Source organism: Enterobacter pseudoroggenkampii (genome assembly GCF_026420145.1).
Lineage (GTDB): Bacteria > Pseudomonadota > Gammaproteobacteria > Enterobacterales > Enterobacteriaceae > Enterobacter > Enterobacter pseudoroggenkampii.
Map to the genome: position 1 here is coordinate 1,688,024 of NZ_JAPMLV010000001.1, position 13,408 is coordinate 1,701,431.

The 13,408-nt window shown below is 55.7% G+C and carries 16 protein-coding genes; 6 read left to right on the top strand and 10 right to left on the bottom strand.

Annotated features, from left to right (window positions below; translation table 11 throughout):
- Positions 1-25: 25 nt before the first annotated feature.
- The 9 genes from OTG14_RS08185 to ymcF all read right to left on the bottom strand — a co-directional run bounded on the left by OTG14_RS08185 (position 26) and on the right by ymcF (position 8,543).
- Complete coding sequence (locus tag OTG14_RS08185) at positions 26-781, bottom strand: alpha/beta fold hydrolase (RefSeq protein ID WP_267214901.1); 756 nt, start codon at positions 779-781, stop codon at positions 26-28.
- A gap of 86 nt (positions 782-867) precedes the next feature.
- Positions 868-1,041 (bottom strand): GhoT/OrtT family toxin, encoded by a 174-nt coding sequence (locus tag OTG14_RS08190; RefSeq protein ID WP_013096478.1) that lies wholly within the window; start codon positions 1,039-1,041, stop codon positions 868-870.
- 182 nt (positions 1,042-1,223) lie between these two features.
- Positions 1,224-2,648: an aminobutyraldehyde dehydrogenase gene (patD, locus tag OTG14_RS08195; RefSeq protein WP_267214902.1), complete on the bottom strand. Its 1,425-nt coding sequence runs from the start codon at positions 2,646-2,648 to the stop codon at positions 1,224-1,226.
- Positions 2,649-2,672: 24 nt separating this feature from the next.
- Entirely contained in the window at positions 2,673-3,479 is an 807-nt protein-coding gene (locus OTG14_RS08200) for an ABC transporter permease (protein ID WP_024907243.1), read from the bottom strand.
- The gene (locus OTG14_RS08205) at positions 3,469-4,407 is read right to left on the bottom strand and encodes an ABC transporter permease (protein ID WP_425340241.1); all 939 of its coding nucleotides are present in this window, start codon (positions 4,405-4,407) and stop codon (positions 3,469-3,471) included. Before OTG14_RS08205 ends, OTG14_RS08200 begins: the two co-directional genes overlap by 11 nt.
- 7 nt (positions 4,408-4,414) lie before the next feature.
- Positions 4,415-5,428 carry an ABC transporter ATP-binding protein gene (locus OTG14_RS08210; RefSeq protein ID WP_090416751.1) on the bottom strand — a complete coding sequence of 338 codons (1,014 nt, stop codon included), beginning with the start codon at positions 5,426-5,428 and terminating at the stop codon, positions 4,415-4,417.
- 17 nt (positions 5,429-5,445) lie between these two features.
- Positions 5,446-6,591, bottom strand: a complete 1,146-nt coding sequence (ydcS, locus tag OTG14_RS08215; RefSeq protein ID WP_024907240.1) for a putative ABC transporter substrate-binding protein YdcS — start codon at positions 6,589-6,591, stop codon at positions 5,446-5,448.
- 271 nt (positions 6,592-6,862) lie between these two features.
- A complete protein-coding gene (locus OTG14_RS08220) occupies positions 6,863-8,272 on the bottom strand; it encodes an aminotransferase-like domain-containing protein (protein WP_157189264.1) in 1,410 nt (469 codons plus the stop codon).
- 82 nt (positions 8,273-8,354) lie between these two features.
- Complete coding sequence (gene ymcF / locus OTG14_RS08225) at positions 8,355-8,543, bottom strand: cold shock small protein YmcF (protein WP_032645155.1); 189 nt, start codon at positions 8,541-8,543, stop codon at positions 8,355-8,357.
- Between the two features lie 459 nt (positions 8,544-9,002).
- On the opposite strand from ymcF, the gene OTG14_RS08230 reads away from it, so the two are divergent.
- From OTG14_RS08230 to hslJ, 6 genes are all read left to right on the top strand, one after another.
- A complete protein-coding gene (locus OTG14_RS08230) occupies positions 9,003-9,374 on the top strand; it encodes a hypothetical protein (RefSeq protein ID WP_045326584.1) in 372 nt (123 codons plus the stop codon).
- On the top strand, positions 9,371-9,865 hold the full coding sequence (locus tag OTG14_RS08235; RefSeq protein ID WP_244319914.1) for a YqhG/Tai3 family protein: 495 nt from the start codon (positions 9,371-9,373) through the stop codon (positions 9,863-9,865). Before OTG14_RS08230 ends, OTG14_RS08235 begins: the two co-directional genes overlap by 4 nt.
- A 120-nt stretch (positions 9,866-9,985) precedes the next feature.
- Positions 9,986-11,386 carry a cytochrome ubiquinol oxidase subunit I gene (locus OTG14_RS08240; protein ID WP_267214904.1) on the top strand — a complete coding sequence of 467 codons (1,401 nt, stop codon included), beginning with the start codon at positions 9,986-9,988 and terminating at the stop codon, positions 11,384-11,386.
- Positions 11,386-12,396: a cytochrome d ubiquinol oxidase subunit II gene (cydB, locus tag OTG14_RS08245; protein ID WP_048991969.1), complete on the top strand. Its 1,011-nt coding sequence runs from the start codon at positions 11,386-11,388 to the stop codon at positions 12,394-12,396. The genes OTG14_RS08240 and cydB overlap by 1 nt, the downstream gene beginning before the upstream one ends.
- Entirely contained in the window at positions 12,396-12,524 is a 129-nt protein-coding gene (locus OTG14_RS08250; RefSeq protein WP_008501283.1) for a DUF2474 domain-containing protein, read from the top strand. Before cydB ends, OTG14_RS08250 begins: the two co-directional genes overlap by 1 nt.
- Positions 12,525-12,652: 128 nt before the next feature.
- Complete coding sequence (hslJ, locus tag OTG14_RS08255) at positions 12,653-13,090, top strand: heat shock protein HslJ (protein WP_048991967.1); 438 nt, start codon at positions 12,653-12,655, stop codon at positions 13,088-13,090.
- Here the strand turns inward: hslJ and OTG14_RS08260 are convergent, their stop codons facing one another.
- A complete protein-coding gene (locus tag OTG14_RS08260) occupies positions 13,091-13,357 on the bottom strand; it encodes a putative hemolysin (protein ID WP_024907232.1) in 267 nt (88 codons plus the stop codon).
- Positions 13,358-13,408: the final 51 nt, after the last annotated feature.

Sequence of the window (13,408 nt, forward strand, 5' to 3'; positions counted from 1 at the left end):
GCAACGATAATAAATTGCACAACGATCACACCGTCATACACTCAGCTAACGTCTGTGCCAGCGCAGACGGGTTTTCCCACGACATTGAATGCCCCGCCGCAGGGATAATTTTTACCTCAACACCCTTCTGCTCTAGATTTTCCACATCGTCATCCGGCAGAGAGAGCTCGCCGAAAATCAGCGTCACCGGGCAAGGAAGTGACAGGAACTGCGCTTCCCATTCCGGTTCAACGCCCGCCACCAGACTGGATGCACCGCGCCAGACGGCATAAGCGGCATTGCTCTGCAGGCACCCTGCCCACGCCGTTTTTTCTGAGCTGAGCATGGCGTCATAACCTTGCTGCAGAAACTGCTGCTCGGTTTGCGCCGCTATAGACCGGCTGAACATGCCCCCACCCGCGTGAAAATTGGGCTCTGACACCATCAGTCCCTTCACGCGCGTTGCCAGCAGCCCTGCCGTTTCGATAGCAATACTGCCGCCCATGCTGTGGCCGTATAACCAGAAGGCATCCAGCTCAAGATGGTCAATCAGTTCCGCGACAACGTGGGCCTGGTCAGTGGTTTTATAGCTGTAGTGCTCAGGCTTATCGCTGTAGCCGCTGCCGGGCAAGTCGATGAGAATCGCTCTGCGTTCGCCAAACAGCGGGTCACGAACGACGCGGGGATATTCATAGGAAGAGGCGCAGCCCAGCCCGTGAATGAACACCACGGGATCGCCGGTACCGGGCAAGTCGTGCCAGCGCACGGTGCAACCGGCCTGCTGCGAGTAAAAACTGTTCATAAGCACTCCTTTTATGATGCACTGTGTATTTATACAGTCATCGCATCAGGAATGCTATGTTCATCTTTTAAAACTGGAAGCGTGCTTCAGAAAAGCGAGACCAGCAGCGCAACGGGAAAGCTCATTGGCCAGGTTGACCCCACCAGGAAAGCGCTGAGCAGGCGGATACGTTTGCGGTCTTTGGAGAGGAACCAGGTGATTAATGCGCAGATGGAAGCCATGATTGCGTAAAAAACCAACATCTTTTGATACAACGTCATTCTGTATACCGGAGCCGAAAAAATAACCGCACGCAATATGCGTCATATGTTGACACAGATCAAGTTTTTTCGTTACAGAATAACCACTTAAAAATTATGGCTAATAACAATTGAGTATCTTACGTAACACATGTGGCGGGCAAGGAGAGCGCCTGGCCGCAAATGCGACCAGGCTGAGCGGATTAGTGTTTGATCATCACATGCCGCACGACCGTATAATCCTCAAGCCCGTAGACCGACATATCTTTGCCGTAGCCGGATAATTTCATGCCGCCGTGCGGCATTTCGCTCACCAGCATAAAATGGGTATTCACCCAGGTGCAGCCGTACTGCAGGCGCGCGCTCAGGCGATGAGCGCGGCCCACGTCTTTCGTCCAGACCGATGACGCCAGGCCGTATTGCGAATCGTTCGCCCAGGCCAGCACCTGCGCCTCGTCGTCAAACTCGGTGACGCTCACCACCGGGCCAAACACCTCGCGCTGAACGATGGCGTCGTCCTGTTTTGCCCCCGCCAGCAGGGTTGGCTGGAAGTAGTAGCCTGCCCCCTCTTTTTTGCTCCCGCCGGTGACAACCCGGATATGGCCGAGCGCTTTCGCTTCATCGACGGCCTGACAGACGCGAGAAAGATGGGCGGCCGAGCTGAGCGGTCCTAGTTCGGTAGAGGCATCCTCCGGTGCACCCATTTTAAGGCTGGCGACCGCTGCGCCCAGCTTTTCCACCAGCGCGGCATAAATGCCTTTCTGGGCATAAATACGACAGGCCGCCGTACAGTCCTGTCCGGCATTGTAGAAACCAAACGTCCGCACCCCTTCGACAACCGCATCCAGGTCGGCATCATCAAAGACAATAACCGGCGCTTTACCGCCCAGCTCCATGTGGGTGCGTTTAATGGAGGACGCCGTATGGCCGATGATATGTTCCCCGGTCGCAATCGAACCGGTCAGCGAAACCATGCGGACTTTTTCATGCCCGGTCAGCGGATCGCCGACCGTTTTCCCCCGCCCAAACAGCACGTTCAGAACGCCTGCCGGGAAGATATCTTTTGCCAGTTCTCCCAGCTTCAGCGCGGTCAGCGGGGTGATCTCTGAGGGCTTAATCACCACGCAGTTTCCTGCCGCCAGCGCGGGCGCGAGCTTCCACGCCGCCATCATCAGCGGATAGTTCCATGGTGCAATAGAGGCAACCACGCCCACCGGGTCACGGCGAATCATCGAGGTGTGTCCTTCAAGGTATTCCCCCGCTGCCAGGCCGTTCAGGCAGCGGGCCGCCCCGGCAAAGAAGCGGAAAACGTCCACCACCGCCGGAATTTCATCACCCAGAGCGCAGTGCAGTGGCTTGCCGCAGTTGAGGGATTCCAGCTTCGCGAAAGTGTCGGCATGTTCTTCGATGGCGTCAGCCAGTTTCAGTAAGCACTCTGCACGGGCTTTCGGGGTGGTTTGCCCCCACTCGATAAAGGCACGATCGGCAGCCCGAACGGCAGCATCGACCTGCGCGGCAGAGGCTTCAGCGATGTCCAGCAGCACTTCTCCGGTGGCGGGATTGTAAACCGGCTGCTTTTCCCCTTCGCCAGTAATCAGTTCACCATTAATCAGCAGTTGGTTTTGCATAGCGTTGTCCTGTTTAAATCGAAGTTATTTCCCGCCACCAGCGATGTTCTCGCCGTCGCGGGTGAGCCACCAGGCTCCCAGAATGGGGAGAGTTGTCACCAGCATCACCAGCAGAGCAACGACGTTGGTGACCGGCACGTCGCGTGGACGCCCGAGCTGATTGAGCAACCACAGCGGTAACGTGCGCTCGTGTCCCGCGGTAAATGTCGTGACGATGATCTCGTCAAACGACAGGGCAAACGCCAGCATTCCCCCGGCCAGCAGCGCGGAACCCAGATTGGGCAGCACCACATAGCGGAAGGTTTGCCATCCGTCGGCCCCGAGATCCATCGACGCTTCCACCAGGCTCCAGGAGGTGCGTCTGAATCGGGCAATCACGTTGTTAAACACCACTACCACGCAAAAGGTGGCGTGTCCGACCACGATGGTGAAAAACCCCGGCTCAAGGTTGATCGTTTTGAAGGCCGTCAGCAGCGCCAGACCGGTGATGATCCCCGGTAATGCAATCGGCAACAGCAGCAACAGCGAAATCGCATTCTTGCCAAAAAACTCGCTTCGCCACAGCGCCGCTGCAGCAAGCGTGCCAAGCACAAGGGCAATTGCGGTAGATAGCGCCGCAATTTGAAGTGACAACGTCACGGATTCGATGATATCGCCGCGCCCCGCCGCCACGCTAAACCACTTCAGCGTCAGCCCCTGCGGCGGAAAGCTGAAGGCAGCGTCTTCGGTGTTGAAGGCGTAGGTCGCGATAATCAGCAGCGGGAAGTGCAGGAAGATGACGCCTCCCCACGCTGCCACTTTCAGGAACAGCGGTGCGCGTTCAGAGTGCATCGAATGCTCCCAGACGTTTCACGAACGCCAGATAAAGAGAAATCAGCACGATGGGCACCAGCGTGAACGCGGCGGCCATGGGCATGTTGCCAATGGCACCCTGCTGCGAGTAGACCATGTTACCGATGAAGTAGCCCGGCGGCCCCACCAGCTGCGGAACGATGAAATCTCCCAGCGTCAGAGAAAAGGTGAAGATTGAGCCCGCCGCAATGCCCGGAATGGCCAGCGGCAGAACGACATAGCGAAAAGTCTGGCGAGGACGCGCGCCAAGGTCGGCTGAGGCCTGCAGCAGCGAGGCCGGCAGGCGTTCCAGCGCCGCCTGGACCGGCAGGATCATAAACGGCAGCCAGATATAGACGAAGACCAGAAACCGTCCCAGCCCGGAGGTGGACAAGGTGTTGCCGCCAATTGACGGGAGCGTAAGGAGTGAGGTCAGGATCGGCTCCAGCCCCATATGACTAAGAAACCACTGCGCTACCCCGTCCTTCGCCAGCAGCAGCGTCCAGGCATAGGCTTTGACGATGTAGCTCGCCCACATTGGCAGCATCACGGCGATATAGAAAAACGCTTTCCACTTGCCGCGGGTGAATCGTGCCATGTACCACGCCATCGGGAATGCCAGGATAGCGCTGGCAATGGTCACCGCAATCGCCATCGTTAACGTGCGCAGGATGATGTCGTAGTTTGCCGGGTTGAAGAGCGCCAGAATGTTCGCCAGGGTCAGGTCCGGCGTGACGGCCATGGTGAAATCGTCAAAGGTGTAAAACCCCTGCCACAGCAGCGTCAGCAGCGATCCTAAATAGACGATGCCAAACCACATCAGCGGCGCGAGCAGAAGCAGGAACAGGCCGAGCGACGGCTTGCGCCAGAACAGTGCGGTCATGCGGCTTAAGCGGCCGCGCGAGGCGGGAGGATGCGCGACACTCATATCCATTTCACCTCTCCTCGTGCAGGCGAATCATCGCCTCGCGTGACCATGACGCCATGACCGCCTGCCCCGGCGCAATGCCGCTCAGCGACGAGGTTTCACTGAGATTAGCCTGGCTCACCAGCAGTTTGGCACCATCGGCGAGCTTTAGCTCCAGACGCGTGGCCGCCCCCTGATACTGAACGGCCTGCACGACGCCCTGAACCTGAACGTCTCCGCCCTCATTAAGGCGAATATGTTCCGGGCGCAGGGAATAGCTGCCTTCCATGCCGCATATTTTCTGCGCAAGGCCCGCATCGAAGACGTTAGAGGTGCCGACAAAACCGGCAACAAACGGCGTGCGTGGACGCATGTAGAGATCGCGCGGGGTATCCACCTGCTCGATGCGCCCGTTATTGAACACCGCCACCCGATCTGACATGGAAAGGGCCTCGCCCTGATCGTGGGTGACAAAAATAAAGGTGATACCAAGTTCCTGCTGAAGCTTCTTCAGCTCAAACTGCATCTGTTCCCGCAGCTTGAGATCGAGCGCCCCTAAAGGCTCGTCCAGCAGCAGGACGCGCGGTTCATTCACCAGCGCGCGGGCAATGGCGACACGCTGACGCTGGCCGCCGGAAAGTTGAGAAGGTTTGCGGGCAACGGCAAAGCTGAGGCCCACTTTTTCCAGGGCATCACGGGCCTGGGCATGGCGTTTTTTCTTGTCGACGCCTTTGACCATTAGCCCGTAGGCGACATTGTCGAGGATCGACATATGCGGGAACAGCGCGTAGTCCTGAAACACGGTGTTTACATCCCGCTCCCAGGGAGGCAGCTCGCTCGCCTCTTTGCCAAAGATAGAGATCGTGCCGCCTGACAGCTGTTCGAAGCCGGCGATCAGACGCAGGCAGGTGGTTTTGCCAGAGCCCGAAGGCCCCAGCATGGAGAAAAACTCTCCGTCACGAATCGCAATGGTGACCCCATCCACCGCCCGGACGTCGCCGTACAGGCGGGAAACATTGTTAAACTCGACCGCGTACGTCATGTTCTGCTCCCGGGCAATTAACGACCGCCCATGATGGCGATGTAATCCTGCGTCCAGCGGCTGTAAGGGACAAATTTGCCGCCTTCTGCGATGGGGGTTTTCCAGAACATGATTTTGTCGAACTCGTTATAACCGTTTGTTTCGCAGCCTTTATCGCCCAACAGCGTGCTGGCTTTACACCCTTCCGGAACCACGGGCAGGGAACCAAACCATGCTGCCAGATCGCCCTGCACTTTCGGCGTCAGCGACCAGTTCATCCATTTGTAGGCGCACATCGGGTGTTTAGCCTGCGCGTGGAGCATGGTGGTGTCCGCCCAGCCGGTTACCCCCTCTTTCGGGAAGACGGTAGCAATGGGCTGGTTCTCGGCCTTCAGGGCATTCGCCTGATACGGCCAGGCGCTGGAGGCCACGACGCCTTCATTTTTGAAGTCGCTCATCTGGACGGTGGTGTCGTGCCAGTAGCGGTGGATCAGGGCATGCTGGTCGCGAAGCACCTTAAGCACGGCGGCATACTGTGCTTCGGTGAGCTGGTACGGGTCTTTAATACCCAGCTGCGGCTGCGTGGCTTTGACGAACAGCGCCGCATCGGCGATGTAAATCGGGCCGTCATACGCCTGTACGCGTCCCTGATTGGTTTTACCGTCCGGCAGATCCTGTTTAGTAAAGACCACGCTCCAGCTGTCCGGCGGCGTCGGGAAGGTTTTGGTGTTGTACATCAGCAGGTTTGGCCCCCACTGGTACGGCGTACCGTAGACCTTGCCCCCGACGTTAAACCATTCTCCTTTCACAATCCGTTCGTCGAGGGTTTTCCAGTTGGGGATGAGGTCGGGGTTAATCGGCTGGACGCGTTTGCCCATGATCAGTCGCAGGGAGGCGTCACCCGAGGCGGTGACCAGATCGTATCCCCCTTTCGCCATCAGGCTGACCATTTCATCCGACGTGGCTGCCGTTTTGACGTTGACCGCACACCCGGTCTCTTTTTCAAACTGGGTGACCCAGTCGTAGTTTTTATCCGTCTGTCCCCGCTCGATGTATCCCGGCCAGGCGATAATATCCAGTCGGCCTTCCCCGTCGCCAATGGCCTTGGGGGGTTCTGCGGCTTGCGCTGTCATGATAGTCATGCCGAGCGCACACAGGCTGCTGCGGGCAAAATTTTTGCTCATAAGAGTTACTCCTGTCGCAATGAAATTTAGCGGCAGCCGTGCCGTAAAAATATCTCCCTTATTAAACGTAGACCGCGCAAATGCGCCGCACCGTACGGCTTCAGGAAATTTCATCAAGGTGTGACCGAGGGCGCATTCCCCGTTAACTGGATTATAGACAAGGAGTTAGGCGCGAGAGACGGTATGCAGATTTCCTATGACAGGTCACCGCGAAATATTCGCAGTGCCGTCATCAGGATAAGAATTGATTATTTAAATAACGGAGAAAGGATTATTCCAGCATCGTGCTAATTAATTTCCCTAACTGAATGACCGCCTGCTCTTCCCGCTCTCCCCAGGCCCAGGAGGTATTAAAACGAAAGAATGGCGTCCATGCGTCAGAGGTAGAAAACATCTTTCCGGGAGCAATGCTGATGTGGTGCGTTAAGGCCTTTTCGCTCAGCAGCCCCGCATCCAGCTGTGCCGGAAGCTCCAGCCACAAAAAATAGCCGCTGTCGTTATGGTGAATTTTGACGCCGGCAGGCATATGGCGCAGAAGTGACTGCCAGGCCTGCTGCTTTCGCTCGGCCAGCGTACGCCGCAGGCGGCGCAGGTGAGCGTCGTAGCGTTTGGTCGCCAGGTAATCCACCAGCGCCAGCTGCATGGGAGAACTGGTTGAGAGCGTGCTCATCAGCTGTAGCTGCTGAATGCGCCGCGCGTGTTTTCCTGCCGCCACCCAGCCGATGCGAAAACCGGCCACCAGACATTTTGAAAAGGACGAGCAGTGAAGCGTCATGTCCTGACGATCCCACGCTTTCGCCGGGAGCGGCTTATCGCGGCCAAAATAGAGCTCGCTGTAGACATCGTCTTCAATCAAGGGGACATTGTGCTGCGTTAACAGCGCGACAAGCTGCGCTTTTTTCTCCGCGCTCAGCGTGAAGCCGAGCGGGTTCTGGCTGTTGGTCATGATCCAGCAGGCTTTAACCGGGTACTCATTCAGCGCCTGTTCAAGGGCATTCAGGTCAATCCCCTCGCGGACGTCTGTCGCAATCGACAACGCCTTAAGCTTCAGGCGTTCCAGCGCCTGCAGCGCGCCGTAGAAACAGGGGTTTTCGACGATCACCCAGTCGCCAGGCTCGGTCACCGCCTGCAGGCTGAGATTCAGCGCCTCGAGGGCGCCTGCGGTGATCACGATCTCTTCCGGGGAGATGTTCATCCCCTGCTGCGCGTAACGACGGGCAATGGCGTGGCGGAGATCGACGTTACCCGGCGGCAGGTTCTCAATCACGCTCATCGCCGTCGCGGTTTTACTGACGTTCGCCAGCGAGCGGTTGAGCTGCTGAAGCGGGAAAAGACGGGGATCGGGAAACGCGGAGGCAAAAGGAACAACGGACGGGTCGCGGCTGGCCTGTAAGACGTCGAAGATGTAGGTATTGATATCCACCGCTTCGTCACGCATCACCTGAGCGGGTGGCGCAGGCTGTTGTGCGGTCGGGCGGGAGGCAACGTAATAGCCCGACTGCGGTCTGGCGACAATGCGCCCCTGACTTTCCAGCATCTGATACGCGTGGCCAACGGTCATAAAACTCATGCCGCTGCTTGCCACCTGCTCTCGCAGGGAAGGCAGCTTATCACCCGGCAGCCATACGCCAAGCTCAATCTGCGAGATAATTTGTTGCGCCAGACGCTGGTATTTTTTCATCAGATTCTCCTTATGACCGACAGTGTATATCAGCAGGAGAAAAAGAGAAGATTTAGCTAACTGTTATAGTCTGGAAGATGAATTACTTACGGTATTCGGTCACGTGGCTCTGAGCGGAATGCGCGGCGGCCAGGTGGTCGAGCGTGATCATCGGCGATTTGCAAAAAATGCATTTCGCGCCAAACGGGTTTTTCTCAGACACATCAAAGGCTGAGGTACGGTACTGCGAACCATGGCAGCATGGGCAGCGAAAATGGATATAAGAAGTCATAGGATTCTCCTGAAACGTTAAAACGTAAATTACTAATGGGCCGATTGGGCATAATGGTTTTAAACAAAACGAATCGGAATGTAGATAAAGACCCAAGAGAGGCTGCGGAGAGGCACAACGTGATGAGAACTGCTTTATAAAACTACGTCAGATATTTATTTGGACTCAAAACCAGAAGACCATTAACGCACGGCGCTGACGACAAAGCAAGCGGTTTAATGCGGAAAATTCATAAAAAGAATGTTTTTATTCCCTGATGCTCGTCCAGCTTTTTAAATATTGATGTTTACAATCCTCGACCATACATACATAACCACATGAAATATAAACATAATATATAACATTTTTTGCCTACTCATCTCACCAACCACAGAGTATTAACAACAGGCTAATGAACACTCTGCTACTTGTCTTGCTCAAGCAGGAATTGCGCCCTTACCTTACAGAAAGGAATTATCAATGAGTTGGAATAAAGACGCGGCTGTTTCTTACCTCCGCTCGCATGCGCTTGGACACTCTCATAACGAATGCGCGAAGTTTACACGTCGTGCCATAATCGCTGGCGGCATTACGCTTGAACGCACACATGATGCGAAGGATTATGGACCAAAACTTTTGCGTGCAGGTTTTAGGGAGGTTCCTCCCGGTTCGACGTTGCTTAGCGGAGATGTCGCTGTAATTCAGCCCTATCCTGGGGGAAATTCAAGCGGCCATATGACAATGTTCGACGGCACCCGGTGGATCTCAGATTTTACCCAGCTCAGTATGTACCCCGGGCCGGGTTACCGCCGCGCACAACCAACCTATAAGATTTACAGGATGAGTAGATGATGAGGGGGATTATAATTACTTTGCCGTTATTATTATCAGCTTGTACGTGCGTACCTCAGCAGAATGCTGCCGAACGAGCGGAAGAATTTTATTCCACATATCTGACGTTTTTTGCGGAAAGTGATAGTGAATACCCTCAGCTTAGAGAGTACGTTGCGGCAGATACACTATCCCGACTTAACGAGATAGAGTCGATTCCTGAACAGGAAATCCTGGGGTCAGATTATTTCGCTTATATTCAGGATTATGATCCCTCCTGGGTGAAGCGGCTTGAGGTTGGTGTGGCGCATCAGTTCATCAATGGCGAAGTTCTTCCTGTCAGGATTGGTATTGAGAACGGCGGGTTTCTTAATCTTGAAGTCTATATGCGTCGTGAAGACGGAAAGTGGAAAATTTACCGCGTGAGTGACGTAACCGATCGCTACGAGCACCCCATATTTAATGCTGGAGCAATTACTCGAGCAAAGTCATTAACGGAAAGCGGACTTTAAGCACATCTATAAATAATACACTGGCAAACTGTTATAGGTAAATATGCCGGGTCTGTTTCTGCAACCCAGAGCTGGCGCGGCTTAGAATGGCATCGACATAATTACATCGCGGAGTTTTGCATGTTTGGTTTAGATGCTTTTCACCTTGCACGGATACAGTTTGCCTTTACCGTATCCTTTCACATTATTTTCCCGGCCATCACCATTGGTCTCGCAAGCTACCTTGCCGTACTCGAAGGGCTGTGGTTGAAAACTAAAAATCCGGTCTGGCGCTCCCTGTACCATTTCTGGTCGAAGATTTTTGCCGTCAACTTTGGCATGGGCGTGGTCTCCGGGCTGGTGATGGCCTACCAGTTTGGCACCAACTGGAGCGGCTTTTCGCAGTTTGCGGGCAGTATTACCGGCCCGCTGCTGACTTATGAAGTGCTTACCGCCTTCTTCCTCGAAGCCGGTTTCCTCGGCGTAATGCTGTTCGGCTGGAACAAAGTCGGGCCGGGACTGCACTTTTTCGCCACCTGCATGGTGGCGCTGGGAACCATCATTTCAACCTTCTGGATCCTCTCCTCGAACAGCTGGATGCAGACCCCGCAGGGCTATGAGATCGTCAACGGACAGGTGGTACCGGTAGACTGGTTCGCCGTGGTGTTTAACCCCTCCTTCCCATACCGTCTGCTGCATATGTCGATAGCCGCGTTCCTGAGCTGCGCCCTGTTTGTGGGCGCATCGGCGGCATGGCATCTGCTGCGCGGCAATAATACCCCTGCCATCCGCGCGATGTTTTCGATGGCGCTGTGGATGACGCTGATTGTCGCCCCCATCCAGGCCATGGTTGGCGATATGCACGGGTTGAACACCCTAAAGCACCAGCCCGCTAAGATCGCCGCCATTGAGGGCCACTGGGAAAACCCGCCGGGTGAGCCAACCCCGCTGCTGCTGTTTGGCTGGCCGGATATGGAGCAGGAGCGTACCCGCTTTGGGCTGGAGATCCCCGCGCTCGGCAGCCTTATTCTGACGCACAGTCTGGATAAACAGGTACCGGCGCTCAAAGAGTTTCCAAAGGAAGACCGCCCGAACTCCACCATCGTCTTCTGGTCGTTCCGCATTATGGCGGGTCTGGGCATGCTGATGCTGCTGCTTGGGGTGACGGCTCTCTGGCTGCGCTATAAAAAGCGCGTTTATTCTTCCCGACCTTTCCTGTGGTTTACGCTGTTGATGGGACCATCCGGGCTGATTGCTATTCTGGCCGGGTGGATCACCACCGAAGTGGGTCGCCAGCCGTGGGTGGTCTATGGGCTCCAGCGAACGAAGGATGCGGTGTCTGCCCATGGCGATCTGCACATGAGCGTGAGCCTGCTGGCCTTCTTCGTTGTCTATACCTCGGTATTCGGCGTGGGTTACAGCTATATGGTGCGCCTCATCCGAAAAGGCCCGCAGCCGCATGAATCTTTCGCCACCGAGTCCGACGGACGTCCGGCGCGCCCGCTTTCTGCCGTCACAACTGAACACAAGGAGCAACCATAATGGGTATCGATCTTTCCATTATCTGGTTTGTCATCATCGTCTTTGCCACGCTGATGTATATCGTCATGGACGGTTTTGATCTGGGGATCGGCATTCTGTTCCCGGCAACGCAAAACGCCGACGATCGCGACGTGATGGTCAACAGCGTCGCGCCGGTCTGGGACGGAAATGAGACCTGGCTGGTGCTCGGCGGAGCCGCCCTGTTCGGCGCGTTTCCGCTGGCCTATGCGGTCATCGTTGATGCCCTGACCATTCCGCTGACGTTAATGCTGATCGGACTTATTTTCCGCGGGGTGGCATTTGAGTTTCGCTTTAAAGCCACCCCGGCTCACCGTCCCTTCTGGGATAAGGCGTTTATAGGCGGTTCAATTCTGGCGACGTTTACCCAGGGCGTAACGGTAGGCGCCGTCATTAACGGCTTTGCCGTCACCGGTCGGGCCTATACCGGCGGCCCCTTTGACTGGTTTACCGCGTTTAACCTGTTTTGCGGCGCGGGGCTGGTGGTGGCTTATGCGCTGTTAGGCTCGACCTGGCTGGTGATGAAAAGCGAAAACGCATTGCAGCAGCGGATGCGTGAGGTGTCGAAAACGCTGTTAATCGTGCTGCTGGCGTTTATTGCGGCGATCAGCCTCTGGACGCCGCTGGCGCAACCGGCCATCGCTGCGCGCTGGTTTACGCTGCCGAATCTGTTTTATCTGCTGCCCGTCCCGGCGCTGGTGGTGATTTTTAGCCTGTACCAGTGGCGCTGCCTGAATAATCCCGACAGCCATAGCCGTCCGTTTATTCTGACGCTGGGGCTGATCTTCCTCGGCTTTAGCGGGCTTGGGATCAGCATCTGGCCGCATATCATTCCACCGTCGATCACCCTGTGGCAGGCGGCCGCACCGACGCAAAGCCAGGGCTTTATGCTGGTCGGCGCGCTGTTGATCATTCCCGTTATTCTGGTCTACACCTTCTGGAGCTACTACGTATTTCGCGGCAAAGTTCAGCATGGGGAGGGTTATCACTGATGCAACAACCGGTCTGGAAAAGATTGCTGTGGCTGGCCATTATCTGGGGCGGCAGCGTACTGGCGCTGGCTGCTGTCAGTATGCTCTTCCGTATGCTGATGACGGCGGCAGGGTTTAAATCGCATTAACGTCATTCCGGGCAACCGCTGCGTTGCCCGGTACCTCCCCCCGCACTTTCAGATAAACCCCATTAACGCACGGCAGAGTATCGTTACACTGGAAAAAGATTCACAGTATTTATAGTTTGAGAAGAAAAATGAAAAAGCTCATTGCGTTAGGTGTTATTAGTCTTGTCCTTACCGGGTGCGTTAATCCGGGTAAAGCCTCCGTTCAGCCGGAGCAACTTCAGAACCACCGCTTTGTGCTGGAAAATGTAAACGGTAAGGCAGTGAAGAGTGCGACAACGCAACCTGAGATCGGTTTTAGCGCGCTGCCAGATATCAGCCTGGTTAATAACATCAGCGTTTCTGGCCAGATGTGTAACCGCTTCAACGGACAGGGGAAATTGTCCGAAGGCGAGCTTAAGGTTAAAACGCTGGCCATGACGCGCAAGCTATGTACTGAACCGCAGCTGAATGAGCTGGATCAGGCCATCGGCGACATGCTGCGCAAAGGGGCGCAGGTCGACCTGACTGAAGACCAGTTAACGCTGGCCACGGCCGATAAAACGCTGATGTTTAAGCGTGCAGAATAATCAGTAGTTACCGCAGCTTCCAACGGCAAGCGACTGTTCGCTACAGCGTTTGCCATTTGGCAAGGCGCACATCCCAATAGCAGAACCATCCAGCTGACGGGCGACGGACAGCGAACCGCCAATCATTGCGCAGTTAGCCTGACCCGAGCTGGACATCGCCGCCTTCATTCCCGGCGCCACGTGGGCTGCCGTTGCCTGCTGAACGGGTTCACTGCTACATGCCGACAACAATAATGCGGCACACCCTAACCAAAATGCTGAGCGCATGCTCTCTCCCCCATGAATAAAGCGAAACCTATGCATAATAGGCATCACATC

What these genes read in the sequence shown, in the direction of transcription:
- OTG14_RS08185 (WP_267214901.1), bottom strand. Translation starts at nt 781, where the DNA reads ATGAACAGTTTTTACTCGCAGCAGGCCGGTTGCACCGTGCGCTGGCAC.
- OTG14_RS08190 (WP_013096478.1), bottom strand. Translation starts at nt 1,041, where the DNA reads ATGACGTTGTATCAAAAGATGTTGGTTTTTTACGCAATCATGGCTTCC.
- patD (WP_267214902.1), bottom strand. Translation starts at nt 2,648, where the DNA reads ATGCAAAACCAACTGCTGATTAATGGTGAACTGATTACTGGCGAAGGG.
- OTG14_RS08200 (WP_024907243.1), bottom strand. Translation starts at nt 3,479, where the DNA reads ATGCACTCTGAACGCGCACCGCTGTTCCTGAAAGTGGCAGCGTGGGGA.
- OTG14_RS08205 (WP_425340241.1), bottom strand. Translation starts at nt 4,407, where the DNA reads ATGAGTGTCGCGCATCCTCCCGCCTCGCGCGGCCGCTTAAGCCGCATG.
- OTG14_RS08210 (WP_090416751.1), bottom strand. Translation starts at nt 5,428, where the DNA reads ATGACGTACGCGGTCGAGTTTAACAATGTTTCCCGCCTGTACGGCGAC.
- ydcS (WP_024907240.1), bottom strand. Translation starts at nt 6,591, where the DNA reads ATGAGCAAAAATTTTGCCCGCAGCAGCCTGTGTGCGCTCGGCATGACT.
- OTG14_RS08220 (WP_157189264.1), bottom strand. Translation starts at nt 8,272, where the DNA reads ATGAAAAAATACCAGCGTCTGGCGCAACAAATTATCTCGCAGATTGAG.
- ymcF (WP_032645155.1), bottom strand. Translation starts at nt 8,543, where the DNA reads ATGACTTCTTATATCCATTTTCGCTGCCCATGCTGCCATGGTTCGCAG.
- OTG14_RS08230 (WP_045326584.1), top strand. Translation starts at nt 9,003, where the DNA reads ATGAGTTGGAATAAAGACGCGGCTGTTTCTTACCTCCGCTCGCATGCG.
- OTG14_RS08235 (WP_244319914.1), top strand. Translation starts at nt 9,371, where the DNA reads ATGATGAGGGGGATTATAATTACTTTGCCGTTATTATTATCAGCTTGT.
- OTG14_RS08240 (WP_267214904.1), top strand. Translation starts at nt 9,986, where the DNA reads ATGTTTGGTTTAGATGCTTTTCACCTTGCACGGATACAGTTTGCCTTT.
- cydB (WP_048991969.1), top strand. Translation starts at nt 11,386, where the DNA reads ATGGGTATCGATCTTTCCATTATCTGGTTTGTCATCATCGTCTTTGCC.
- OTG14_RS08250 (WP_008501283.1), top strand. Translation starts at nt 12,396, where the DNA reads ATGCAACAACCGGTCTGGAAAAGATTGCTGTGGCTGGCCATTATCTGG.
- hslJ (WP_048991967.1), top strand. Translation starts at nt 12,653, where the DNA reads ATGAAAAAGCTCATTGCGTTAGGTGTTATTAGTCTTGTCCTTACCGGG.
- OTG14_RS08260 (WP_024907232.1), bottom strand. Translation starts at nt 13,357, where the DNA reads ATGCGCTCAGCATTTTGGTTAGGGTGTGCCGCATTATTGTTGTCGGCA.